The sequence below is a fragment of the Butyricimonas faecalis genome (assembly GCF_003991565.1).
Classification (GTDB): domain Bacteria; phylum Bacteroidota; class Bacteroidia; order Bacteroidales; family Marinifilaceae; genus Butyricimonas; species Butyricimonas faecalis.
Map to the genome: position 1 here is coordinate 4,171,966 of NZ_CP032819.1, position 26,264 is coordinate 4,198,229.

Consider the following 26,264-nt stretch of genomic DNA (forward strand, 5'->3'; position numbering starts at 1 on the left):
TTTCAAATAACGCTGCGAAGATAAGATAATTTGTTTATATTTGCGAATGAACGGGAAAAGAGGAAACTGCTTTTGTAGAAGGCGTAAAAAATGAAGGGGGAAATATGAGTAAACTTATTCGTGTAATCAATCAATGAAATAGAGTCAAATTTAAACGATAGATAAGAATGGATGTCGTAACCTATAAATTTTTGATGGGAACCTCGGCTTTCGTGATCGCGTTGCTCGGGGGGATGCTGGCGGCTACGACAATACAGCCGGGATGCGGCTTGGAAAAGTTGCGTAAGGCACGTAATATTCTTGTGCCATCGTATTTCGTGTTGGCTCTTCTCAGTTTCGTGTGTTGTTTCACGGGATATGATCGTCATATCGAATCTGGCACCACACTTTTGGTCGCTTCGTTTCAGGCTTTACTTTTTACGATGTCCATGCTGGTTTTTATACGTCCGAATGTAGTCCGGTGGGGAGTCGTGCTCCGGCAGGCAGGCGTGATCGCGGCAGGGGGTGTAATCTTGTTTGGAGTCCTGTTTTGGTGTACCGACTATTATTCGAGAATTTTTTACGCGGGCATGGTTGCTTATATTATCCAACTGATGATTTATACGCGGCAATTCATGTTGGCATACCGCCGGACGGTGCATGACGTGGAGGACTATTATGACAATGACGAGGAATATCGTCTGTCGTGGATAAAAATGGGGTTCTATAGCGCGTTGGGTATCGGCATCATGGTTATACCCGTGTTATTTTTTACCGCGTTGTACCAATATTTCGTCCCGTTGTACGTGCTTTACTATGGTTTCATGGTGATGTGGTTTGTTAATTACTATAGCAAAATGAAGTTTGTGCTTCCGGTCATCATGCTTGCTCCCCCGGAAGCGATTGGCAACGTGCAAGAGTCCCCCGGTGAGATCACGACAATGGCTTCTGCCGAAGAGGAACAGTTGTTAAAAGAGAAATTACAGAGATACATAGACGAAAAAGAGTACTGCCAAAAAGATATTTCTTCCGGTTGCGTGGCGGATTCTTTGGGGGTAAGTCTGTTGTTTTTTCGACAATACATGAAAATGTATCATGGGATGGATTTTCGTTCATGGCGTAAAGAGTTGCGTTTACGCGAGGCAACCCGGTTGTTTGACGAACATGCGGGATACGGCATAGACGAAGTCTGTGGAAAAGTAGGTTACAATAATTGCAGTAATTTCAACCGGGATTTTAAACAGGTGACAGGGATGACACCCAAATGTTATCAGAAGAGAGTGAACGAGGAACGTCGCGATGCGCAAGCGGGGGAAGACGGATGTTGATTGTTCTTTTCGTTTCCCGTTGAAAATCCGATATTTTTGGAAGTGAATTATCTTTCGTGCGAGCAAACGAAAGATAATTCACTTTTTTTGTCTCGACGGCTTTTACCCTGTATTTTTGTATAAATACTCCTCGGTAAATTATCATTTAATCCATATACAAGCATGATGAAAAACAATCTATTTCTACTTGCACTGGCAACGCTGTTGCTTGTCTCGTGCAATAAAGACAAAGGTAATCACCTGGAAGACGATGACAACGTAGTACAAATCACCGCCTCGATCGACGGCACTGCCGATGGCGGAACGGTATCCGCGGGGCGTGCGACAGTCGATAATGACGGGGAAGGTACATTCGACCCCGGCGACACGTGGGGACTTTACACGTACACGACCAAAGGCGATTACATGAATGCCAATACGGAATACAAGTACGAGGAAACCATTTTGTACTGGAAAGATCTCAGTGAGACGGAAGCGGTGACTTTCTCCGCCTACTATCCGCACATCACGGAAGAGATTGCTGATCCGGAGGCGTACATATATAAGCCGTGGAACCACACGGATGACCTGCTCCACGCCACTGCCACAGCAAGCAAGGGTGAGACGGTGGCACTGACATTCAAGCATCTGATGCACCGGCTCGTTGTCAACTTGATTGCCGGAGAGGGCATGGAAGGGGTGGACTTGTCTTCCGCGCTGATAAACTCCATGGCAAGAGATGGCATGCCAACGATGCTTCTCGGCGTGGAGGTAAACCTGCTGACCGGTGCGGTGAGCTATAACAGCACAACGGATGGTATAAACCTCTCCAACGGATTTAATGGCAATGCCGACTGGATAGTAGCGCCGCAAGACCTGACCGCCGGGGAGGAATGGCTCAAGATAACCGTAAGCAAGGATGGCAACGAGGATGTGTGGTACTATCATGTACCTGCCGACCTGAATACTGCCGAACCTGGTAACCAAACCCGTCTCGAAAGCGGCAAGCGGCTCACCCTCAACCTCACGCTGAAAAAGAACCAGCAGACGGGAAAGACCGAGGTGGAACTGACCGCTTCCGAAATCTCCGGCTGGGGCGATGGCGGAACGATTACGGATGAAGTGGCGATAGGCGGTGATGCTTCCGGTGTCACTACCTACGAAGCCCTGCTCGCTGCCCTGAAGACGGGTGGCGCTTCGGCAGACGCTCCGACGCTTGTCACGCTGGGCAGTGATATTACGATACCCGCAGGCGGTGACTACAACACTCCTTCCATGACCGACAACGGCTATTTCAAAATAGACGGTGGCGGACATACCCTGACTTGGGAGCAAGGTAGTTACTATTTTCTCGGCAATGCCAATGCCACACCCAATGCCGTTTATATCGAATTTGCCAATATCAATTTGGTTCAGCAAGATTTGTACATGGGTGCCGTGATATGTATGTATAATGGTAAGATTACGCTGAGTGGGAATGTGACATTGAACGGGGGTGGTATGATTATGGCTGTTGGCAAGGAGTCGGCATTGGAATTAGGTGACGGCTCCGAATTGTCTTATGCGACAGGTAGTTCGCTCTGTGCATCCGTCATGAATGGCGCCACTCTCGTGTTGAACGGAGGAACGATCGCCGCCGGGACTTACATAGATTTAGGCTACAATCTTGCCTCGCTCGTTTCCTATCCCCTTATCTCCGTTTCGAAAGCCCTCACGGGTGATGTGCACCTCTATCTCGGTCTGCCCGGTGTAACCCCCATCGCCCAAGGAACCGGTGGTTACCAACTGACGCAGACGGACTGCGACCGGCTGAAAGTGAATCCGGAGTCGATGGTCAGCCTTTATGGAGAACAAACGAGGAAATATGGTGATAAGTTTGAACTTTATCTCGCTTCGGAGGATAGGCAAATCAAGTTGCGCAGAAAAAATCTTCCACCCGGTATCTCCGGTAATATCAATATGACCGGCATGACTGCCGAGGAGGCAAAGGCTGCCATTGAGAATGCTCTTGATGCGGAGTTCACCGAACTCAAGTTGACGGGCGAACTTTCCAAGATAGGAATGGGCGGTAATTGGGGTACATTTGCCAATAACCCCCGAATCACGAAATGTGACCTCAGCGGAGTGACGGGTTGGGGAACACCGGCAACTTTGCCCGAACGCGCTTTCCTGAATTGCACCGCCTTGCAGGAAGTGGTGCTTCCCAATGACGTGCAGGTAATCGGAGAGAATGCCTTTTACGGCTGCGCTTCGCTGACAGCGGTGAATCTTTCGCAGGTTACCCGGATTGAACAAAGAGCATTTCGGGGTTGCGTTTTACTGGAGGCACTCACATTGGATAATGTGGCTGCGATAGGCTTGGAGGCCTTCTTTGGATGCGCGTCTCTACAGACACTTAAACTGCCGAAGTGTACGAAATTCGCCAATTATATCGTAACGGGTTGCAGCAGCCTTACTCGGATAGAGGTTACTGCAGCCGGAAATATCGTTCACATAGAAGATGGTGACGATATAGAGCATTACGCTGTTTTTCTCAATAGAACCCCCGTTCATTCCGGAGAGAACGCATTCAATCCCGCCAAGTGTGACCTTGTGCTGAATGCGGACAAGCATCCCGATACCGGTGCGGCTCTCCCCAAAGCCACAGCCAACGGTGAATGGACGATTACGGCCGATGCGCATTTCATGAAATGGAAAAGCATTGCTTTCCAGCAGTAGTCCATGCATCGACTTTCACCTCCAATCGGGAGAAGAACTCTTCCGATCGGAGGTGGATGATGAACTTACCGGAGATAGTAGCGACGGTGGCGAGAATGAGAATCCGTTAGAATAAAATAATAAAAAAATATGAATATGAAGAATAAGAAATCAAACATTCCGGCGTTCGTTTCCACTATCGGATTAGCGTACCTTCTCCTGTTGGCAGGCTGCTCGCAGGACGATGTGCAAACTCCGGACGATGGCACGAAAGATGGCAATGCCATCCGCTTTACCTCCACCATCATCGACTTCACGGGCAGTGATGCCGCCAATGACCCCGAAACACGTGCCACCATCAATCCGGACGGAACGGGCAGTTTCACCAACGGCGACCAAATAAGGCTTTGGACTTACATGGTCGACTTTCCCGACTTCATTATCAGTGATATGAGCGAGATGTATACCCTGACCAATAATGGCAACACGTGGGATGGTTTCACCCCAACTTGGGACGAGTTGGGAGAGCCGACAGACGAACGGCGGCGTTTTTTCTCCGCCCACTATCCCCAACAGACATGGGGCAGTTCCGATAGCGAGTTTGAGTTCAGCGTTGCAACTGACCAAAGCATCATCGAAGCCTATGAAGCCTCCGACCTGCTGGAAGCCCAATCAAGATACTCGGAAAAGCCGCAGGACGGCACCGTGAATCTCTCTTTTTATCACGCGATGGCAAGAGTCACGGTGAAGCTCGTGGAAGGAAGCGGGGTATCTGCGGAGGAGGTAGACCAGGCCACAATCATCCTTAAAAACATGGCTATCCGTTGTACAAGAAAGTATTCCGGGGATACGGAGACAGACGTAACGTTACGCGATGATATTATCCCGAGAAAATCGGACAGCTCCGGTACAAACACGTTCTATGCCCTTGTTCCCCCGCATTCGGTGGGAAATGGATTGGAAATTGAAATCACCGTTTCCGGCAAGGTGATAAGCTATAAAACGATGGAATTGAAATACCTTGTCAGTGGTAATGAATACCTCATCACCCTTACGCTGACTAACAGCGGGGGAGGTGTAAGTGCCGACAGCGGTAGCGGCGATAACTACTCCCCCGGAGGAGGTATCGACTATTGAAAATAAATAAAGCATTCCATAGATATGAGAAAAATAAATATATTACTATTAGCAGGGGTTGTTATGTCGCTTGGGTCATGCAGCAAAGATGAAACGATCACCGGACAACCCGAAGGGAAAAGCGGTGCGCCGCAACTGGCAGCGACTGTGGAACAGCTTCCAGTCACCCGGTCGGGCGTAATAGAGAACAACGGCAACTATGCGGACGGTGAAAAATTCTATTGGAGCAACGGAGATGCTACCACCGTTCTTTTCCGAAATCCAAGTATGACGAATGCAACCCAGTACAAAAGAGCGGAATATGTGGCAAGCGTTGCAGGAGGTGTACAAAGCAATAACTGTACATTTCAGGCCACTCAGTCGGAAAGTCTCGATAATGGCACATACACGGCATACGGTCTTTATCCGACCTCGGCTTGGGAAGTCAGAGCCGACTACTACTCTTTCCTTGAAACAAATATCCCCACCTATCAAACACAGACACAGGCGAATTCTACACACTTGGGAGCCTATATGCTGATGAAAGCCCAAAGCGATGTAACAGTAGACGGCAGTACTCCTATGAAGCTCACCTACAACCATCTTGCTTCGGTAGTGCGCTTTGTCGTTTGGAATAATTCGGGCAACAATAATTTGAGACTGGAAAATATAATTGTAAAACTGAGTTCCGGCAAAGCGGTGTTCGCTACCAAAGCTAAATTGACTGATGTCGATGCTACTTCGTTGTTGCTTTCCAACTATGCGAATGTTCCTGCTTTGACCTTACGACTGACCGGCGATGCCCGGAATTTCTCAATCCAAGATGGAAAGAACCGGTGCGAAGGCTATATGGCTGTGTTGCCCACCGCTACAGATGCGTTTGAAGATTCTGATGATTTAATGTTTGAACTATCTTTCTCTGAAGGAAGCAATAACTATCTTGTTACCAAAACGTACCCCATCGGAACTTCCCTCCAGTTCCTTTCAAACGGAATAGAACAGGGCAAGAGTTATTATTTCCAATTGAAAGTGGAATCGGGTGATCTTAATGCAATAATTGGGACCTCCTACGCTGTTGGCGATTATTGGCCCGATAATACCAGTCCCGTAGGTATTGTTTTCTGGGTGAAGCCGGGTAGTCTTGGTACTCAGGGTAAAGTTGTGGGACTGGGAGAGACTTATGTCGCTAAATGGGGTGTAGATAATGATGAACAAGCAGCGGGAGTAGCAGGTATCCGCAGCGTTACGGACGGAGCGACAGCTACCAAGAGTATGATTGCCAAATACAAGAGCAGTGGCACATTCTCGGCAGATTACCCCGCCTTTCACTACATTTATAATACGATGAACGGTGGTAACGAAAATGGCGTTTGGTATTTGCCAGCCCGAGATGAGTTGAAGATGCTTTATGCCGGATATAGCGGAAAGGTGTACGAGGAGATTACTGATTGGATATCGAACAAAATGCCGGATTATGATTCGGAAAACTGCAAAATGGCTCGTGCCGCATTCAATTCCAGTCTTGCAGCAAAAGGCGGAATGGCTTTTGGCAGTAGCGGCAATTCTGCCGATTGGTTCTATTTGTCTTCATCGGAAGTAGTATCAACAAGATCTTACAGTTTTAATCTTGAAGATGGGCAGTATAGTATGGATGAGAAAAACATGGATGGCAATATTCGCTGGATAAGAGACTTTTAGCATCATAGTCAGGAACAGACAAAATACTCTTTCATATTGAACCCCTAAAATTTAAGAACTTAAAATTAAGCGTATATGAACAAGATAACATTTTTATCCTTCGGCTACTGGCAAAGCGTTTGCATTGCTGTCCTACTGTCGATTGCCGCAACCGTTATGCTCGCCTCGTGTAGCGACGATGATACTTCTGGTGGCACTGCGCCGGACGACGGCAACGCCATCCGCTTTACCATCGCCATTGCCAGCTTCACAGGCAGTGATGCCGTCGAAAACCCCGGCGCACGCGCCACTATCAACGACGAGGATGGTACGGGCAGCTTCTCCAACGGCGACGAAACGACGATTATGGGATTCGTCTATGAAGCGATGCCGCCGGTCAAAAAAGAATCCCCCGCCACCTACAAGGACGGAACGTGGACTACCACCATGACATGGGATGAATTCGGCGAGGGTGCGCACGTCGCTTTCTCCGCCTTTTTCCCGAAACTGTCTCTGAGCGACTTTAGTGAACTCGGTCAAATGGCCATCAATCTCCCCACCGACCAAAGCACTACGGAGCAGTATGCCGACTGCGACTGGTTCCATGCGGTGGCTAACGGGAAAAAAAACGACCAACCGATACAGCTTACGTTCCGCCACTGCATGCACCGCCTCACGGTAAACCTCAGCCTGTCCGATAACTCCGGCACATTGACGCAGGCGGATGTAGATGCCACCACGGTCGTGATAAAGAACATGGAGACCAAAGGCGTTGTAAGTTTTAGCGGCGGCGTAATGCCGCAGGCTGGGAATACCGGAGACTTCACCCCCTTGAAATCCACTGACGGCAACAGCTTCTGCGTCCTCCTCCTGCCGCAGAATGTAACTCCTGGCACCCCGTGGATAGAAATCACCGTGGGCGGCCGAACCGTCACCTATCCCGTCCCTGCCGGGCTAACCACGCTGAATGAAGGAGAGGAAAAGGTGGTAAATCTCAAGCTGACCAACGACAGCGGGGTTTCATATTCAACATATCTGACAGGGTGGTATAGAAACGACAATTATGACACGTTTGTATATACGCTGGTAAACGATGCTCAGACGGAGCTCTCTCCTCCGGCAGGAGGTAGTGATGCTTACCCGAAGGCTATGGCGGTTTCCGGCGGCAAAACCTATGTTTCCGGTGGTTATTTTGATACGGACGGTTGGGCAAGAGCTTGTTATTGGGTCAATGGATCAGCCACGAAACTTGAAGTTCCGGATCGCTCAATTGTCGAAGGACCCGACTATTCCGAATCAATCCTCGTTTCGGGTGGTAAAATATATATAGCGGGATCCTACAACAATAATGATTATAGAAATGCCCCGTGTTATTGGGTGGACGGCGTTCTGACAACGCTTACGCTGCCCGCTGGGGCTTCTGAGGGCGCTGCCGCATCAATTGCCGTTTTGGACGGGAAAATATATGCAGTTGGATATCATGCAAACAGCAACGGTACAAGTACTCCGGGATACTGGCTGGACGGTAGTTTCGTGCAGCTTTCCTTGCCCGAGGGAGCATCCTTCTGGAGTTCCGGAACAATGGACATCGTTGTTTCGGACAACAAGGTTTACGTCATGGGCACGTACTTTCAGGACTCTCGGTATTACCCGTGCATCTGGATAGACGGCACACGTAACGAACTTGTCTCTGCCGGGTCGGCGGCATTGGGATCTGTCGCCCAGTCAATGACCGTTGCAGGCGGTAAAGTATATGTTTCGGGATATTCTATTCCGGAAAATAGGAATTATCGCAAAGGCTGTTATTGGATAGACGGTGTCTGCACCGACCTCAGCGTTCCCGACGGTGCTTGGTCGGAAGCGGCATCCATTGGCGTTATCGGTGGCAAGGTTTATGTCGGCGGTGAGCATTATACCGATGTCCGTGAAAAACACCCCTGCTATTGGGTGGACGGCGTACGCACCGACCTTGACATCCCGACGGGAGGGACAAGTGGTGGCATCAGGGCGATATATCTGAGCGAATAAGGAGATTGAACCCAATTAGAACGAATCCGACAATGGTATTTTGGAAAAAAGACACTGTGCCGTTCTGAAATCGGTTTACTCTATTTGAGAACGGCACAATAAAATAACTGCATTTACTTTTCATTAAAGTATAAAGGTAAAATGTGTTAAATTGTGGATTAATAATTACGATTTTTGTGTATTTGATAACGTGTTGTGTTATTTTCAGTACGATATTTGATATAATAGTGACAATAAATTTGTTTTGTATTTGAAGATGCCATACCTTTGTAGAAAAGAAATTAAAAGAAAGGTCTCATGTACACGGAAATATTACGGATAATAGAGGGTGGCTTATCGAAGGATACAAAAAAAGTTTTTAACTATGCCAATTTGCTTGCAAAAAAAGTAGAGAAAGATGGTGATAGTAAAATGGCTAAGATGATTCTTAAAGTCATTGAAAGCAGAGCTGTGACAACAGTGACAATGGACGAATTGCTCACGACGCCTGTTGACCAAGAAAGCAGGTTAAGTATTGTTGATGTTACCATCCCGTCAAAAGAAGAAATTCCTGTCATTCTTCCCAAATTAGTTGATGAAAAAATTGCAGACTTCATTAATGTGGTTAAACATCAAAGTCAATTAATACAAAAAGGGGTGGAAACATCTAATTCCTTATTATTATATGGAAATCCGGGATGTGGGAAGACGACTGTCGCTAAATATATTTCGGAGCAGATAGGATTACCTTTGGTTATAGCGAGATTTGATGCTATCGTATCTTCGCTATTGGGAAATACGGCTAAAAACATTCGGAAAATTTTCGATTTTGCGGATCATAAACCTTGTATCCTTTTTTTGGATGAATTTGATGCCATTGCAAAAGCTCGTGATGACCAATATGAGTTAGGCGAATTAAAACGGGTAATCAATAGCCTTTTACAGAACATTGATTCGTTCTCGAAGCAAAATATTCTTATTGCAGCAACAAATCATCCCGAGTTATTGGATAAGGCGATTTGGCGAAGATTCAATACGGTAATTGAAATTGGGTTGCCACAAGAAGAAGAAATTGTAACCCTTATAAAGACTTTCACGAGTGATTTTAGCACTGAATTTAATACAGACGACAAACGACTTGATAGATTATCCAAACAATTTGCGGGAAAGTCGCCGTCAGATATAAAAACAATAATTAATAATGCTAAAGCGCAAACTGTAATTAATGACAGGGATACATTGCACTATGAAGATGTTTTGATAGAACTGTTCGAGTTTAATCACCGAGGTAATTTAACGATTGAAAAATTGGTAGAATATCTCTATGAGAATGGAGTCCCCCAGAATACTATCGCCGAACGGATGAATGTTTCCATTAGGCAAATACGAAATTATTTAAATAAACAATCATAACCATGGCAGAGGAGAATCTTCCCATAAAGTTCTTTCAGAAAAGACAGAAAGACGAGCGAGACACCGAAGGTGGTGGCGGCGGAAAACCACCCCAATGGATAGATGCAAGTAGTGTAGGCGAAAAATCCATATACATACGGCAAGTATTAGATAATGTTTCACATTCGCTTGCAGAGAAAGTGAAGCGGAACAATTACATTCCGTCTGTAGTAAAATTAAAAGTAAATTCCGACGCTCTTGCCAAAACTTATCGTAGAGAAATTGGCAATTTATTCAACGTTGGCAAATTGAATACGATTGGTGTTAGTGGTGAAGATGAAGTCTTGATTAAAATCGACAATCAAGAAGATTTGCAAAAAATGACAGAAAAGATTGCTAATGCTGGCAATAAATATTCCAGTCAATCAACAATAACGGGTATTTGTGCTATAACCAACATCGAAGAATTTAAGCCGCAAGTAAATGTCGAACCCCATGAAAGCACTATTTTAAAGGTAAAGCTATTCAATTATGGTGACAGTTCATTAAACAGTGTACTTACCAAAGAATTTGAAAAGTATTGCAAGAAATATCAGTTGGATTTTAAGAACGTTCCGTATTCCGGTGAGTTAAATATATATCGTATCAATGGTATTACTACTGATGCGTTTAATGAACTTAAAGATTTTGACGGAATACAATTGATTGCAGAAATGCCAACCTACGACATTACTTTGGATGAGCTTACCGAAGATATTACCATTCCGATCAAACAGCCCAAAGCCGGAATTAATTACCCTGTAGTTGGAGTGTTAGACACCGGAATTGCAAGCATTCCACATTTGCAACCATGGTTACATAACGAAAATATCACATATTATCCTGATGATGATGTAGATAAAAGTCACGGAACATTTGTTGCCGGAGTATTACTATACGGTGATGAATTGGAAGGCAAAGAGTATACAGGCTTTGAAGGATGTAAATTGTTGGAAGCGATAGTGATGCCCGATACAAAAAAGCAACAAATAACCGAAGATGAACTTGTACAACAAATATGGGATGCCGTTAGTCGCAATAATGATGTCAAAGTTTGGAATTTATCGTTAGGAACCAATAGGGAAGTTGATTTGTATGAATTTTCCGATTTTGCAAAAGCATTAGATGAAATACAGGAGCAAAACAATGTTCTCATTTGTAAATCTGTGGGGAATTGTACTAATTTCAAATTAAATGCACCTGTAAGCCGGATTGCAAAGTCAGCTGACACTGTTCGTGGACTTGTTGTCGGTTCGTTAGCCCATGACAAAAATGCAACGGATATCGCAGACAAACACAATCCGTCTCCATTCTCTCGAATCGGTCGAGGCCCTTCTCATTTAATTAAACCTGATGTTGTTCATATCGGTGGTAATGTGGGACTTGATGTCTCAAATAATGTTGTCCTAAATCCGGTAAAATCATTTTCGCCTAACGGACAGATAGCAAAACAGGTTGGAACGAGTTTTTCGACACCACGAATTGCTGCCATTGCATCAGGACTTGATGCGATGTTAAATGAATCATTCAATCCCACGTTATTAAAGGCTTTGATTATCCATTCGGCTAAATACCCGGAAGAAATGAAAATGCCAATTGTAGAAAAGATAAAATATGCCGGATTTGGCCTCCCGTCCAATATAAAGGATATTCTTTTCAATGAGCCAAACGAAATAACACTGATACTTCAAGACACTTTGGAGAAAGGGCATTTCATTGATATTTTAGATTTTCCTTTCCCACAGAGCATGGTTGATGAAGACGGATATTTTTACGGAGAAATGACCGTTACATTGGTTACTTCACCAATATTGGAAGTATCACAAGGAGCGGAATACTGTCAATCTAACATTGATGTTATGATAGGCTCTTACGATGAAAAAGTCGAAAGAGATATGTCAAACCCATTGATAAAAAATCCAATTGGAGCAGGTGGAAGACAAAATATATTGGCGATGACTAACTATAGTTCAAGAGCCAAAAAAGACATTGAAATGCCTTTTGCTGCGGAAAGAATGTTAGTCACATACGGGGATAAATTTCAACCCGTAAAAAAGTGGAGCGTAAATTTGGATGAATTTACAGAAGGGAACAAAGAAAAGTACTTGAAAGCCCCTAAAAATTGGTATTTGAAAGTCGAAGGTTTGTATCGTCATTTTATGGAAGAAAAATGCGAACTGGAAGACAGAACCCCTAGTCAGGACTTTTGCCTTATCATTACGATTAAGGATACCAAGAAGAAGGGAAATATATACAATGAAGTAACTCAATTGTTGGATAACTTTAGTTTTATCCATAGCAATGTAAAGATAAAAGAAGAGGTACGTATCAGATTAAACGGATGATATACCAGTGATTGCGTGGTGGAAGTTATATCTCCCTCCCCATCTCCCCCTTCCGGGTACTTCCCCTCAAGCAGGGGAAGAAGGAGGTGGCAGCGAAGCTGACGGAGGAGTTTTAGGTGAAATACAAATTTTGACACACTATTTCTACTCTACTTGCACGGGAGGGGAAATCGTTGGTTGATTAGCTGGGGTGTATAGTTTTTGCAAACTCTAATAGAATAATTTCCGGTGTAATACTTTAGTACTAAGGGGAAACTTACGTGTTAATTCCGGTGGATTTTCGGAATATCTTCGGTGCCCCTTCGCTCGTTGGGCGAAGGGGAAGCGGGGGTGGAAGGCGTGTGGGGGAATGGAATGTGCTTTGTTTGTTGGTTTTGCAAGAGGAGTGTACTGAAATTGATAAGGGAAAATGTCGTTTATGTGGTATTTAATGTTGTTTATGTAGTATTTTCTGTTGTTTGTATAATAGATTCGTTGGGAGGGGATAGGAAAAGTATTTTTGTCACCGTAATCTAAAAAACAAAGATAATATGGCAAAGACCGAACAGGAGATTAGAGGTAAAGTGGGTAATATGGTTTTCTACAAGATGGGTAGTGAAACTCGGGTGAGAAGCACCGCGAGTGATTTTCAAGATGCCGATTCGGAGGGGCAACGATCCGGAAGGTCTCGGTTAAGGGTGGCAACTCTTTTTTATCAACGGTTAACGAAGGTGATTTCTCGGGAAATATGGAAATTAGCGGCGGCAGGGACAAGTCAGAATGGTTTTAATCTTTTTATGAAGAAAAACATGATGGTGTTTACCCCGTGTGGGCGGGTGGGGGATTTTTCTCGCTTGTGTTTGACTGCCGGTGTTTTGCAACAAGTGAATCACTTGGAGGTAGCGGAAGATAACGGGAAGCAAGTTACTTTGACGTGGAAGGTGGGGATCGATTCGCCTTCGGCCGGGGATGACGATCGCTTACGGGTGATCGTGCTGTTGAATGACCGTTGTTTTTCTCCTTTTATCGTGGAAGGCGTGGATGCCCGGAGAAAGGATGGGCGTATGACATTTAGGTTGGAGCGGACACGGGGGCAGGCGGCTCATTTGTATTGCTTTTTCTCGGGGAAAGGAGGAATGACCTATTCTTCGAGTCAGTATGTCAGGGTGGACGAGTGAGGTTATTCGTTTACCGATTAATTTTGGCTTTCTTTTTGTAGGATGTTTTGCGAGTGTAAATTTTATTATATTTACGAACAAATTGAAAGGAATGGTCGTACAATAGAGTTACGAATAAATTATTGTTATGATGGAAATATCAGATATAGGATTGATCGGGTTGGCGGTAATGGGGGAGAATTTGGCTCTGAATTTGGAAAGTAAGGGATACACGGTTTCTGTTTATAACCGGGTTCACCCGGACCGGGAGAGCGTGGTGACCCGTTTCGTGGAAGGACGAGGGAAAGGGAAGCGTTTTCATGGGACCTACACGATTGAAGAGTTCGTGGAGTCCATACGTTTGCCGCGGAAGATCATGTTGATGGTGAAGGCCGGGGATCCGGTGGATGAGTTGATCGGGCAGTTGCTCCCGTGGCTTTCCCCGGGAGATGTTATTATTGACGGGGGAAATTCGGATTACCACGACACGGAGCGTCGGGTGAAGATGCTGGAAGAGAAGGGTCTTTATTTTATTGGAGCCGGGATTTCCGGGGGAGAGGAAGGTGCGTTGAACGGGCCGTCCATTATGCCGGGAGGTTCGGTGATGGCTTGGCCGTTGGTGAAAGATATATTACAGTCGATCGCTGCAAAACTGGAAGACGGTTCTCCCTGTTGCGAATGGATCGGAGCCGGAGGGGCGGGACATTACGTGAAGATGGTGCACAACGGGATCGAGTACGGGGATATGGAATTGATCGCGGAAGCTTATTCTATGCTGAAGAAGAGAACCGGGTTGGACAATGACGGGTTGGGAGATATTTTCGAGTTGTGGAACCGGGGAGAGTTAAATAGTTTCTTGATAGAGATTACTTCGCATATCCTGCATTACAAGGAAGAGAATGGGGATTATTTACTGGATCATATCTTGGATGTTGCCGGGCAGAAGGGAACGGGGAAGTGGAGCGTGATGGCGGCGTTGGACGAGGGTGACCCGTTGACGCTGGTGTCGGAGGCGGTGTTTGCCCGTTTCATGTCGGCTTTGGTGAGTGAACGGGAGAGGGCATCCGTGCAGTACCCGTCGGGTAAGGTGGGGGATATGGAGGCTTGTATTACCTTGAATTCTTCCGGGATTGAGGCGGTGAGGGATGCTTTGTACGCGGCAAAACTGATCTCTTACGCGCAAGGATTTTCTTTGATGCGCAGGGCTTCCGAGCGGAATGGTTGGAATTTGGATTACGGGACGATAGCCAAAATCTGGAGGAAAGGATGTATTATCCGCTCCGTGTTCTTGGAGAGGATCACTCAAGCGTTTACGAAGAGTCCGGGATTGCAGAACCTGTTGTTTGATGCCTTTTTCCACGAGAGGATGGAGAATGCCTTGCCGGCCTTGCGGGGCGTGGTCGTGGATTGCGTGTTTAACGGTATCGCGGCACCTTGTTTCTTCTCGGCATTGAGTTATTTTGACGGGTTGCGTAATTTTACATCCCCGGCGAATTTGATTCAGGCGCAAAGGGATTATTTCGGGGCGCATACATACGAACGTACGGATGCGGAGAGAGGTAAGTTTTTCCATACCGACTGGACGGGAAAGGGAGGAAAGACGGTTTCAGGAACTTATAACGTGTGATTATGAATAGACCGGAGGATCAGGTATTAGTTATATTCGGGGCATCGGGCGATTTGACCAAACGGATGTTGATGCCCTCGTTGTACGAGTTGCACGTGCGGCAGATGTTGCCGGAGCGTTTTGTTATTTTGGGGACTTCGAGGAAATCCATGAGTGACGACGAGTTCCGTTTGTCGATCCGTTTGATGTTGGAGGAGTTGAAAGGGGAAAAAGGCTTGAAGGGGGAAGAGGTGGATCGTTTCTTGCAGAAAGTGTACTACCAGCCTTTTGACCCGGTGGAGGGAGCCGATGAGTTGGGGGAACGGGTGATGTTTTTGATGGAGGAAAACGCTATCCCGACGCGGGTGGTGTATTATCTGGCAACTCCGCCGAATTCCCAGCAGGCAATCACGAAATACATTGGGAGAAGTTGTCTGTTTGGAGTAAAGGAACGGGGCGGATGGCACCGGATCGTGGTGGAAAAGCCTTTCGGGACAAGTTTGGAGACGGCGAAGGAGTTGGATAGAGCCTTGTTGCAGGTGTTCTGTGAGCGGGAGATTTATCGCATCGATCATTTTTTGGGGAAGGAGACGGTACAGAATATATTGGTCTTGCGTTTTGCAAACGAGATATTCGAATCCCTGTGGAACCGGAATTACGTGGATTACGTGGAGATATATGCCTTGGAATCGCTCGGGATCGAGAACCGGGGAAAGTATTACGAAACGACGGGGGCTTTGCGGGATATGGTGCAAAACCATTTGATGCAGTTGCTGGCTTTCGTGGCGATGGAGTCTCCGGCGACGATGGAACCGGAGGTGATTCGCGACGAGACGGTGAAGGTGTTGCGCTCGCTTCGTCCGTGGAGGGGGGAGGATATTCCCCGCAATGTTGTCCGGGCGCAATACGTGGCCGGGGAATCAAAGGGGCAGCCCGTGGTCGGGTATTTGCAGGAAAAGGATGTTGCTCCGAATTCCGACATGGAGACTTACGTGGCGTTGAAAGTGTTTATTGATAACTGGCGTTGGAGTCATGTGCCGTTTTATATATACACGGGCAAGCGTTTGAAGGATAAGCGTTCCGGGGTGGTGATTCATTTCAAGTCGACGCCGCACAAGTTGTTTCAGGGACAATGTGAGGGGGCGTCCTGTAACCAGTTGATTATTCGTATGACACCGGATGAGGGGGTGATGCTGAAGTTCGGGTTGAAAATGCCGGGTGGTGGTTTCACGGTGAAACAGGTGGGGATGGATTTCCTGTATGCTTCCCTGTGCAACAATTATCTGCCGGGGGCTTACGAGCGTTTGTTACTGGATGCCATGCAGGGGGATTCGATGCTCTACACGCGGGATGATGCCTTGGAGGCCAGTTGGAAGTTTATCGATCCGATCGTAAATTATTGGCGGGAACACCCGGGAGAGCAATTGCGGACGTATGCGGCGGGAAGCGAAGGACCGGACTTGAGTGATGTGTGGGATGTGGTTCCTCCTGTTTTAAAAGAAGATAAAAATGTTTGTTGGTTATGATATTGGATTCACATACGGGATTGGTGCTTGAAGGTGGTGGGATGAGAGGTGTCTTTACTGCCGGAGCACTGGATTTCTTGATGGATAAAAAGATTTATTTCCCTTACACGATCGGTGTTTCAGCCGGGGCGTGTAACGGGCTTTCTTACGCATCCCGTCAACGAGGACGGGCCAAGGCGTGTAATATTGATTTGTTGGACAAGTATCATTATATCGGGTTCCGTTATTTTTTTACGAAGCGGAGTATCATGGATTTTGATCTTATTTTTGATGATTTCCCCACCCGGATTATTCCGTACGATTATGATACGTACTTTGCTTCCCCGGAGCGTTTCGTGATGGTGACAAGTAATTGCAGGACGGGAGAGGCGAATTATTTCGAGGAAAAGCACGATCCCGTGCGTTTGCTGAATATCTGTCGGGCTTCTTGCAGCCTGCCTTTTGTTTGCCCGATCACTCACGTGGACGGAGTACCCATGCTGGACGGGGGAATTTGTGATGCCATCCCGATCCGGAAGGCTATAGCTGACGGGTTCGATCGTAACGTGGTGGTATTGACGCGTAATAAAGGTTACCGGAAAGATGAAAAGGAGAAGTCGTTGCCTTGGTTCATGTATCGTAAGTATCCGGCCTTGCGGGAGAGTTTGAGAGTGAAGAATAAACGTTATAACGAGACGCTTGATTTCCTGGAACAGTTGGAGCGGGAGGGGAAAGTGGTCTTGATTCGTCCGGAGAAACCGTTGGAGGTGGATCGGATTGAACAGGACGTGGAGAAATTGACGGATTTGTATAATCAAGGGTACGAATGTGCTCGTAAAGTGTTGGGTATTTAAATGTTGCTGCCATGGAAGAGCTTACGTTGACAACTCCTTCTATCTTGTTTTCAGCGATATCGTTGATTATGTTGGCTTACACGAATCGTTTCTTGGCGTATGCTCAAGTGATTCGGAATTTGAAGGGGGAGCATGAGAATCGGCCAAGTACGATGACCAAGTTGCAACTGGATAATTTACGGAAGCGGCTTTACTTGGCTCGGTCGATGCAAATTTACGGGGTGATCAGTTTGTTACTTTGCGTGGTTTGTACCTTTTTTATTTATATTGGCCTGCAGACTTTAGCCGTCTACACGTTTGGTATAGCCTTGTTGCTGTTGGTGATTTCATTGGGAATTTCCGTGAAAGAGATATTGATTTCGGTGAAGGCGTTGGAATATAGGCTGGATAACGTGGAGGCGGGAAAAGAGCAGGAGTAATGAAAGTAGCTTGCAAAGGGGGAGAATGGATGATTTTTTATTGATGAAGCCGTCCGATTTGTTTTGAAACAGTGCAAATAGCTCTTTATTTCAATAAATGTAAATAATATTGGATTAAAAATAGTGTAATATTGAAAATTGTTTGTATATTTGCAATGTGAAAGAATTTGAACTTGATCTACAGAAAACAGTCGGTATGGCAGATCATCACACCAACAGAAATACTGCCTTCTTTTCGATACCATATCATTCCCGACTGTTTTCTTCTTCCTATAAATTTTGATTTAAGTCAATGAGAGTTGTTGAGTAAATCTGTATTTTTGCGTTGAAATTAGGATGATATGATAAAAGCTGTATTTTTTGATATTGATGGGACGTTGGTCAGCTTTAAGACACATCGGGTTCCGGATTCCGCGAAAAGGGCGATAGCCGCTTTACGAGCTAAAGGTGTTCGGGTGTTTATCGCGAGTGGAAGACAATTGCTGGCTATTAATAATTTAGAAGATTTACAATTTGACGGTTATGTTACGTTGAACGGGGGATATTGTATTGTGGGAGAGCAAGTGATTTATAAGCACAGTATGCCGTCGGAGGATATGGTTTCTTTGGTGCAATACATGGAAGAACGAGAAAATTTCCCTTGTATTTTTGTGCATGAGAATGCATTTTGTATCAATTACACGGATGAACGGACAGACGAGGTCTTTCGTTTGTTGAATTTTCCGCAACCTCCTACTCTGCCTTTACGGGAGGCTGCCACAGGTGATATTTTTCAGTTGGTGGCTTTTTTCACGAAAGAACAGGAGAAAGCAATCATGGCAGTTATGCCGCATTGCGAGGCGACCCGCTGGAATCCGTTGTTCTCGGATGTTATTCCGAAAGGAAGTAGTAAGCAAGTGGGGGTGGATAAGATGTTGGATTATTTTGGAATATCGTTGGATGAGTCGATGGCTTTCGGGGATGGGGGAAATGATGTTCTCATGTTGAAACACGTCGGGATCGGGGTGGCAATGGGCAACGCGGAAGACGAGGTGAAGCGGGCAGCGGATTATGTTACCGATTCCGTGGATGAGGATGGAGTTGAAAAGGCTTTACGGCATTTTGGGGTGATTTAGTTGTTTGGGAATTTAAAAGTCCGAACTATTGAAAGTCCGGACTTTTGCACTAAAAATGTCTACTTTTTTAGTTGCTGGTTGCTACATATAAACCTAAAACTTAGTCTTGTTTTTTATCTAAGATTTCCCGAATCTCGTTCGTGATCTGCGTGTCTGTCAAATGATTTTCTTTTAACAGTTCTTCCAGAACAAAGCGATCGGCAAATTCTTTCTTCAGACCGTAGTTCTTGACCTTCATCTCGGAATCCCCGTAATAGCGGGCAATCTTTTCCCCGAACCCACCGTCCAGTACACCGTCTTCCAACGTGATCACCAGTTGGTGATTGGCCTTTAAATCTTCCAGCATTTGTTTGTCAACTCCCGTGATATAGCGAGGATTGATCAATGTGGCCTGTATCCCGGTTTCTTTTTGTAACTTCTGGCATACGGACTCTCCTAGCGGGTAGAAATTTCCGAGCGCGATGACAGCCACCCGTTCCCCTTGGCGGGTGATTTTATAACGGTTTAATTCACTGTAATCCGTGTCAAAGGTCTCTTCGCTTTCAATAACAACCGGTCCCGGAACACGAATGGCAACAGGGTACGTGGTTTGTTTGATACCCCATTCCAACATGGCAAAATATTCCTCTTTGCAAGTCGGGGCCAGATACACCATGTTCGGGATATTGCTGATAAGCGGGATATCGAAAAATCCAAGATGGGTTTCATCGTTCATCCCGGCGGAACCACCCAGGAACACGGAAATAACTGCCGGGTTTCGGTTGATACATAAATCTTGTGACAGTTGGTCGTAACACCGTTGGATAAACGTGCTGTAAACCCCATACACGGGTTTCCCGCCATTGGCCGCGATACCGGATGCAAGAGCCACGGCGTGTTCTTCGGCTATTCCCACATCAACGAATTGTTTCCCGGCTTGTTGCCTGCGTTCGGGATTAAAACCGATTACCGCGGGAGTACCCGAAGAGATGGCTACCACGGTAGGATCTTTTTGTATTTGTTCCAGCAGGAATTTTCCCGTCAGGTTGCCGTAATCTTCCGTGTTTCCCCCGTTAGACAAAGGTTCTCCGGTTTCCAGTTTGAACGGCATACCCCAGTGGAATTTTTCCTTGTAGGTTTCCGCGGGAGTGTACCCCTTTCCTTTTAGCGTGTGGATATGCACGACGACGGGATGGGAAGCGTCTTTTACTTGCGTGAAAGCGTGTATCAAGGCGGTAATATCGTTCCCATCTTTCACGTAAATATAATCAAGTCCGAGCGATTTGAAAAAATTGCAAGGCGCTTGGCCGTCCGTGTTCCTCAAGGTTTTCAAGTTTTGGTACAAACCGCCATGATTCTCGGCAATAGACATTTCATTGTCATTAACGACCACGATCAGGTTGGTGCCTGTTTCCGCGGCATTGCTTAGCCCTTCATAGGCTTCTCCGCCACTCAGGGAACCGTCGCCAATCACGGCGATAATATTTTCATGATCCCCTTTTAAATCTCGGGCTTTGGCTAACCCGCAGGCGAGGCTTACGGAGGTTGACGTGTGACCGATCGTGAAGAAGTCGTGTTTGCTTTCTTGCGGGTTGGTATAACCGGACACGTCATCGTACTCTTCCGCGTGAAGGAAAGCATCTTTACGCCCGGTTAACATTTTATGGGTGTAGCTTTGATGCGACACGTCATACACGATTTTGTCCACCGGCGAGTTGAACACGTAATGTAGGGCTATCGTGGCCTCTACCATTCCCAGGTTAGGTCCGATGTGTCCGCCATGGGCACTTAGTTTGGTTAGTAGGGCGTGACGAATTTCATCCGCCAGTATATTTAAATTTTCGAAGGAAAGACGCTTCACGTCTTCCGGGGAGTTAATGTTTTCTAAGTACATAGTTTTTCTAAATTTATACTCGTTTTCCTGTTTCATACGCTTCTTGCATGGCCGGGTGGCCTTTGATTTCTCCGACGTGCCATACGCCTAGTCCGAAGACAACCCCTTTGATGGTGGGATTTTCCAAGCAATCAAGAAATCCTTGGAACGTGTCCACGGTGCGCATCATGTTTTCTTTATTATCTTCAGCTGCCGTGATGATGAAATAAAACTCTTTGTCGTTCATTTCCGTGTAGAGACCGCAGCATCGGTCGATCAAGGTTTTCATCTGGGCACTCATCGTGTAAAAATAGACGGGTGTTGCCATGACGATAACGTCTGCTGCCACCATCTTGTCAATGATCTCCGCTGCATCATCTTTTTGCGGACAGGGTTTGTGATACAGGCTACACGTGCTACATCCCGTGCAGTAGTTGATCTTTTTATCTCGTAAGAAAATTTTTTCAACGTCATGTCCTGCTTCTTTAGCTCCCCGCAAAAATTCATCGCACAAAGTGTCGGAGTTTCCGCCTTTCCGGGGACTGGAAGAGAGAATTAAAATTCTTTTTGCCATAATATGATTTTTTATAATGATTATTCCAGTATGTTGTGTTCATGATTTTATGTTACAAAATTACATCGCTTCCTGTGTCCTGCTTGTATATAAATTACAGAGATGTGTACCTAAATTACGGATTTTGCTGTTGATCCATGAAAGGGGAATCAACGATAGTGTACCAAATACCGTACTATAAAAAGAAAAACTCGCTGATTTTCAGCGAGTTTGTTGTGTAAGAAGTGGTCCCACTTGGGCTTGAACCAAGGACCCCCTGATTATGAGTCAGGTGCTCTAACCAGCTGAGCTATAGGACCTACACTTGCGTGTGTTAAAGTGGTTAGCCTTTAACGGGTGCAAATATAGTGTTTTATTAAAATTCGGGCAAATATTGGAGGGCTTTTTTTTGATGGTTTGTGGAAGATACCATAAATTTATTTACATTTGCGTGTAGATGAACTTATTAGTATAATTGATAAAATTCGTGGTGTGAAAGTTTGTTTGCTAGTGATAGGAAAGACGGATGTGGAATTTGTACGGGCGGGAATTGCCGAGTATGAGAAACGTTTGAAATATTATATCCCTTACGAGATGAAGGTGATTCCGGATGTGCGGAACACGAAAAACATGAGCGAGATACAACAGAAAGAACGGGAGGGCGAGTTATTATTGGGACAGTTGGAGACAGCGGATTACATAATTTTGTTGGATGAGAAGGGGAACGAGTACACTTCGAAGGCTTTTGCGAACTTTTTGGCACAGAAGATGCTGACAAGTATGAAACGACTTGTATTTATCATCGGGGGACCTTACGGTTTTTCGGAAGAAGTATATAAACGTGCAAATATGAAAATATCACTATCCAAGATGACTTTTTCTCACCAAATGGTGAGGATGATCTTCACGGAACAATTATACAGGGCAATGACTATATTGAAAGGAGAACCTTATCATCATGAATAAAATGAGGATGAAAAGCATGAAGAAATTTTGGCTTGTACTGTCACTTGCCATGTTCTGCCTGATCGTGGGCTCTTTGTGGGAGTATTCTCTGAATGATTGGTCTGCAGACAAGAAGCTGTTTCTTTTTCAAGAACGATTGAAGTTTGAAGAGAAGCGGCTTGACGATCAGTTGCGGAAACTTGATTATGAGGCAGAGCGGAAAAAGCCGGAATGGAAAGGTAAACAGTCTGTGCTGGTTGGTTTTAAGGGAAGTAAGTTAGTTTATTGGAGTAACGAGAGAGTCGGTTCACCTCGTTTGTACGAGATATTGTCCGCGGGAAATGACTTCGTGAAGATTAATAATCTTTATTTTGATGTTCGTAGACATGTCGTCGGGGATACGGTTTATTATGCGCTTCTGTTTATAAAGGAGGATTACCCGTATTCGAGTAATTACGTGAAAAATCATTTTAACCCGTCATTAGGCGAAAACTTGGATTATGCGAGTAAGGTAATTGTCCGGGAGATATGGGAAAAAGGTGGTCAACTTGTGTACAACCGGGACGGGAGACCGTTGTTCAAGATCGAGAGTCGGGTGGAACGTGGGGATGTCATTCCCTCTTATTTTCTGTTGATTCCCTATATTTTGTATCTTTTCTTGCTGTTCTATGCTTACGAAATATCCTTGGATCGGGCCCGGTCGTTCCGGATACAATTATTCCACGTGTTCGGATTCTTCTTTTTCATCATGCTGTTGCGTTCTTTGATGATTGATTACAAGGTGCCACAAGTGCTTTATTCTCTACCTATTTTCATGACGGGGCAAATTGGGGGAGGGTTTATTGTGTCGGTGGGAGATTTGTTTGTCACGATGTTCTGTCTGGCACATTATTTTTTCATTACCTTTAACAAGCTGAAAATTAAATATGATGAGCCTCGTTTGGTCCATTATAAATATATATTCCTAGTGGGATTTGTGATAGGTGTTTTCTTCTACACGAATTTATTACACTTTTCGATAAACATGTTAATTGAAAGCACGCAAGTCAGCTTGAATATAGCCCGTCTTATTAATGTTGATTTCTCATCGATAGTGGCTTTTATCACGTTGATTATTGCCGGGATGGGGTTTATCGTGCTGATTAATAGTTCTGTGCGTTACTTCAGGAATTTATTCTCTATTACTCAGGCGTTTTTGGGTGTAACTGGCGTACTTGTTTTTTGTGCGGCACTTTGTTATTTCTTTAATTTCTCTCTGTCCCCGTTGGAGTGTCTTTTCCCGTTGGCGCTTTATATCTTGTTTATTTTGGGGGTGTATTTGATGAAACAGGATGCACAGAAGAGTATCTTCATGATTGCGCTAGTGGTGGTTTGTATTTATATCATTTTCTTGGCAAAAAGTAGCGAGATCCATCGGGAACACGGGGTGAGGGCAAGTTTTGCGAACGAGATTATCAAAGAACGAGACCCGATTTTTGAATATAAATTACTGGAAGTTAACGATAAAATAAAACAAAGCCAGGAGGTAGATTCGTTAGTGAAGGTAGGAGATTTGGATTTGTTGTCGGATTATATTTCAAGTGAGTTGCTGGATATGACAGGTTTCTATTATACTTGTAAGGCAATGATATGTGATCCTCGGGATTCGATATTGTTGACACCTACTTTTAAAAAGTATAGTTGTGACGAGTTTTACGATAAGCTGATTGATAGTTTGGGAACCCGTATTGGTTACACATCATTTTTCAGTATAAAGGATTTTGACGGGGTAGCTGAATATCTCGGTCGTTTTTCTTTCTCCACTCCTCAGGGGAGTAATTGCGTGTATATCCGTTTCAAGTCGAAAAACCGGCATGAAGGGATAGGGTATGCCCAGATTTTATCAAGGGAAATCGGCGTGGAGAAGGAAGCACGTTATCCTTATTCTTATGCGAAGTACAAGAATGGAATACTGGTGGATTCCAAAGGAGACTTTAGTTATCCGCGTTATTTGGAGCGTTTCGGGAAGATCGAACACGCCCGTATTATGAACATGGACAGGTTTTCGCACATGGTGATTCCCGTGGAGAATGACGGGGTGTGTATTGTCAGTTTGGGGGATGACGTGTTTGCACTCTACTATTTGAACCTGTTGTACGCTATTTTTGTCAGTGGTATCTTAACTTCTTACGGGATGTTCTTCCGGTTTGACAGGGGATGGGGAAGTTTTCGACAGACGAGTCTCACGTTGAGGATTAAAAAGAATATTATCACGTTGATCGGTGCGTTGTTCTTGATCATGACAATCATGAGTATTGTCATGAATGCCAAGAGTTTTGAACGTCGACATAGTTCGAAAGTGATCGAGTTGTCTCGGTATATAACAGATGAATTGGAGCATAATGATTGTATGGATGCTGCAAAGTGTCCCCAGATATTGAAAAAGTTAAAGGATATGTCTGAGGTACTTTGGGTAGATATTAATATCTATAATTGGGATGGAGTTCTCGTGGCGACTTCTCGTCCCGTGATATTCGAGAAGGGATTTGACGGGACATTGTTGAATCCGAAGGCTTTTGAACAAATTATTGAAAAGGAACAAATTAACTTTGTTCAAGATGAAAAAATCGTGGAGTTGACATACATGGCTGTGTATATGCCGTTGGTGCTGGAAAATGGGGAAAGGTACGTGTTGAGTATCCCCTATTTTACCCGTGGGGAGGAACTGAACAAGGATATTTTATTGATTGTGATTATCGCGGTGAATATAGCCATGATCGTGATGGTGCTTGCCTTTATCTTGTCAAGTATCGTGGCGGAGCGAATCATGAAACCACTACAAGTCGTGAATGAGAAATTGCGTCAAATGAGGGTGGGGGGGAAGAACGAGAAGATCGTGTACCATGAGCGGGATGAAATCGGTATGCTGGTGAAAGAGTATAACGAGATGGTTGATAAATTGGAGGCGAACGTGAAGAAGTTGGCGAAGTCGGAACGGGAGAGCGCTTGGCGGGAAATGGCCCGGCAAATTGCTCACGAGATCAAAAACCCGTTGACCCCGATGAAATTGAATTTGCAATTTATGCAGCGCACGTTGCAGAGGGGGAATATGGAGGAAGTGCGTCAACGATTCAAAGATATCTCGGCCGTGTTGATCGAACAGATTGATCATATGGCATCAATTGCCTCGGCTTTCTCTGATTTTGCCAAGTTGCAGGAGGCAAATAACGAGTGGTTTGATCTGAGTGAACTGGTAAACGGGTGTGCAAAATTGTTTCATGAGAATGTGGACACAATGGAATGTGATATAGAACCGAATGTTTCCGTGTACGGTGATCGGGATCAGGTGAACCGGGTAATTGTGAATTTGTTGAAGAATGCGGAACAGAGTATTCCGGAAGAACGAAAAGGGCACGTGTTGGTACGACTGAAAACGGTGTTGGGTAAGATTATATTGCTTATTAAAGATAATGGTTGCGGAATTCCGGAAAACATTCGGGATCGGATCTCCGAGCCTAATTTCACGACGAAGTCCGGAGGTACGGGACTAGGATTAACGATGTCCTACAAAATTATAGAAGCGATGGGAGGCTCAATCACTTTTGAAAGTGTAGAGAATGAAGGAACAACGTTTTATGTGGTGCTGAAACAAGACAATTGAAAACTAAATAATTTATGATTTATGAATTACGATTTACGATCAAAAAAGTATTGCTTTGCGAGAGGGAAACACCTGATCGG

The 26,264-nt window shown here is 45.1% G+C and carries 17 protein-coding genes and 1 tRNA gene; 15 read left to right on the forward strand and 3 right to left on the reverse strand.

The window, feature by feature from the left end; all coding sequences use genetic code 11:
* Positions 1-167 precede the first annotated feature (167 nt).
* From D8S85_RS17855 to D8S85_RS17915, 13 genes are all read left to right on the forward strand, one after another.
* Entirely contained in the window at positions 168-1,307 is a 1,140-nt protein-coding gene (locus D8S85_RS17855; RefSeq protein WP_106481663.1) for an AraC family transcriptional regulator, read from the forward strand.
* Positions 1,308-1,469: 162 nt separating this feature from the next.
* Entirely contained in the window at positions 1,470-4,004 is a 2,535-nt protein-coding gene (locus D8S85_RS17860) for a leucine-rich repeat protein (RefSeq protein WP_394345025.1), read from the forward strand.
* Between the two features lie 135 nt (positions 4,005-4,139).
* Positions 4,140-5,120: a fimbrillin family protein gene (locus tag D8S85_RS17865; protein ID WP_158641629.1), complete on the forward strand. Its 981-nt coding sequence runs from the start codon at positions 4,140-4,142 to the stop codon at positions 5,118-5,120.
* A gap of 24 nt (positions 5,121-5,144) precedes the next feature.
* The gene (locus D8S85_RS17870) at positions 5,145-6,797 is read left to right on the forward strand and encodes a hypothetical protein (RefSeq protein WP_127075461.1); all 1,653 of its coding nucleotides are present in this window, start codon (positions 5,145-5,147) and stop codon (positions 6,795-6,797) included.
* 156 nt (positions 6,798-6,953) lie between these two features.
* Entirely contained in the window at positions 6,954-8,804 is a 1,851-nt protein-coding gene (locus D8S85_RS17875) for a fimbrillin family protein (RefSeq protein ID WP_240648723.1), read from the forward strand.
* A 297-nt stretch (positions 8,805-9,101) separates the two neighbouring features.
* Positions 9,102-10,196: an AAA family ATPase gene (locus D8S85_RS17880; protein ID WP_106481667.1), complete on the forward strand. Its 1,095-nt coding sequence runs from the start codon at positions 9,102-9,104 to the stop codon at positions 10,194-10,196.
* A 2-nt stretch (positions 10,197-10,198) separates the two neighbouring features.
* Positions 10,199-12,559 (forward strand): S8 family peptidase, encoded by a 2,361-nt coding sequence (locus D8S85_RS17885; protein WP_127075465.1) that lies wholly within the window; start codon positions 10,199-10,201, stop codon positions 12,557-12,559.
* A 530-nt stretch (positions 12,560-13,089) separates the two neighbouring features.
* Positions 13,090-13,716, forward strand: coding sequence for a DUF6266 family protein (locus D8S85_RS17890; RefSeq protein WP_106481669.1), 627 nt, complete (start codon positions 13,090-13,092; stop codon positions 13,714-13,716).
* Positions 13,717-13,846: 130 nt separating this feature from the next.
* Complete coding sequence (gene gnd, locus D8S85_RS17895) at positions 13,847-15,322, forward strand: decarboxylating NADP(+)-dependent phosphogluconate dehydrogenase (RefSeq protein WP_106481670.1); 1,476 nt, start codon at positions 13,847-13,849, stop codon at positions 15,320-15,322.
* Between the two features lie 2 nt (positions 15,323-15,324).
* On the forward strand, positions 15,325-16,827 hold the full coding sequence (zwf, locus tag D8S85_RS17900; RefSeq protein WP_127075467.1) for a glucose-6-phosphate dehydrogenase: 1,503 nt from the start codon (positions 15,325-15,327) through the stop codon (positions 16,825-16,827).
* A complete protein-coding gene (locus D8S85_RS17905; protein WP_106481672.1) occupies positions 16,824-17,660 on the forward strand; it encodes a patatin-like phospholipase family protein in 837 nt (278 codons plus the stop codon). Before zwf ends, D8S85_RS17905 begins: the two co-directional genes overlap by 4 nt.
* An 11-nt stretch (positions 17,661-17,671) precedes the next feature.
* Positions 17,672-18,079: a DUF2721 domain-containing protein gene (locus tag D8S85_RS17910; protein ID WP_106481673.1), complete on the forward strand. Its 408-nt coding sequence runs from the start codon at positions 17,672-17,674 to the stop codon at positions 18,077-18,079.
* A 341-nt stretch (positions 18,080-18,420) separates the two neighbouring features.
* The gene (locus D8S85_RS17915; protein ID WP_106481674.1) at positions 18,421-19,194 is read left to right on the forward strand and encodes a Cof-type HAD-IIB family hydrolase; all 774 of its coding nucleotides are present in this window, start codon (positions 18,421-18,423) and stop codon (positions 19,192-19,194) included.
* Between the two features lie 100 nt (positions 19,195-19,294).
* On the opposite strand, the gene D8S85_RS17920 is transcribed toward D8S85_RS17915, so the two are convergent.
* The 3 genes from D8S85_RS17920 to D8S85_RS17930 form a co-directional block, all read right to left on the reverse strand.
* Positions 19,295-21,067, reverse strand: a complete 1,773-nt coding sequence (locus D8S85_RS17920; protein WP_106625160.1) for a 1-deoxy-D-xylulose-5-phosphate synthase — start codon at positions 21,065-21,067, stop codon at positions 19,295-19,297.
* Positions 21,068-21,080: 13 nt separating this feature from the next.
* A complete protein-coding gene (locus D8S85_RS17925; RefSeq protein ID WP_106481675.1) occupies positions 21,081-21,620 on the reverse strand; it encodes a flavodoxin family protein in 540 nt (179 codons plus the stop codon).
* Positions 21,621-21,845: 225 nt separating this feature from the next.
* Positions 21,846-21,919 (reverse strand) — tRNA-Ile (locus tag D8S85_RS17930).
* A 172-nt stretch (positions 21,920-22,091) separates the two neighbouring features.
* Between D8S85_RS17930 and rlmH the strand changes: the two genes are divergently transcribed.
* Complete coding sequence (gene rlmH, locus D8S85_RS17935; protein WP_106625161.1) at positions 22,092-22,565, forward strand: 23S rRNA (pseudouridine(1915)-N(3))-methyltransferase RlmH; 474 nt, start codon at positions 22,092-22,094, stop codon at positions 22,563-22,565.
* Positions 22,566-22,581: 16 nt separating this feature from the next.
* Positions 22,582-26,184, forward strand: a complete 3,603-nt coding sequence (locus D8S85_RS17940) for a sensor histidine kinase (protein ID WP_172726539.1) — start codon at positions 22,582-22,584, stop codon at positions 26,182-26,184.
* The last annotated feature ends 80 nt before the right edge of the window (positions 26,185-26,264 follow it).

Coding starts and splice junctions, on each gene's coding strand:
- D8S85_RS17885 (WP_127075465.1), top strand. CDS start 10,199: ATGGCAGAGGAGAATCTTCCCATAAAGTTCTTTCAGAAAAGACAGAAA.
- D8S85_RS17920 (WP_106625160.1), bottom strand. CDS start 21,067: ATGTACTTAGAAAACATTAACTCCCCGGAAGACGTGAAGCGTCTTTCC.
- D8S85_RS17910 (WP_106481673.1), top strand. CDS start 17,672: ATGGAAGAGCTTACGTTGACAACTCCTTCTATCTTGTTTTCAGCGATA.
- D8S85_RS17905 (WP_106481672.1), top strand. CDS start 16,824: ATGATATTGGATTCACATACGGGATTGGTGCTTGAAGGTGGTGGGATG.
- D8S85_RS17915 (WP_106481674.1), top strand. CDS start 18,421: ATGATAAAAGCTGTATTTTTTGATATTGATGGGACGTTGGTCAGCTTT.
- D8S85_RS17865 (WP_158641629.1), top strand. CDS start 4,140: ATGAAGAATAAGAAATCAAACATTCCGGCGTTCGTTTCCACTATCGGA.
- D8S85_RS17870 (WP_127075461.1), top strand. CDS start 5,145: ATGAGAAAAATAAATATATTACTATTAGCAGGGGTTGTTATGTCGCTT.
- D8S85_RS17855 (WP_106481663.1), top strand. CDS start 168: ATGGATGTCGTAACCTATAAATTTTTGATGGGAACCTCGGCTTTCGTG.
- D8S85_RS17875 (WP_240648723.1), top strand. CDS start 6,954: ATGCTCGCCTCGTGTAGCGACGATGATACTTCTGGTGGCACTGCGCCG.
- D8S85_RS17890 (WP_106481669.1), top strand. CDS start 13,090: ATGGCAAAGACCGAACAGGAGATTAGAGGTAAAGTGGGTAATATGGTT.
- gnd (WP_106481670.1), top strand. CDS start 13,847: ATGGAAATATCAGATATAGGATTGATCGGGTTGGCGGTAATGGGGGAG.
- zwf (WP_127075467.1), top strand. CDS start 15,325: ATGAATAGACCGGAGGATCAGGTATTAGTTATATTCGGGGCATCGGGC.
- D8S85_RS17880 (WP_106481667.1), top strand. CDS start 9,102: ATGTACACGGAAATATTACGGATAATAGAGGGTGGCTTATCGAAGGAT.
- D8S85_RS17925 (WP_106481675.1), bottom strand. CDS start 21,620: ATGGCAAAAAGAATTTTAATTCTCTCTTCCAGTCCCCGGAAAGGCGGA.
- D8S85_RS17940 (WP_172726539.1), top strand. CDS start 22,582: ATGAAGAAATTTTGGCTTGTACTGTCACTTGCCATGTTCTGCCTGATC.
- D8S85_RS17860 (WP_394345025.1), top strand. CDS start 1,470: ATGATGAAAAACAATCTATTTCTACTTGCACTGGCAACGCTGTTGCTT.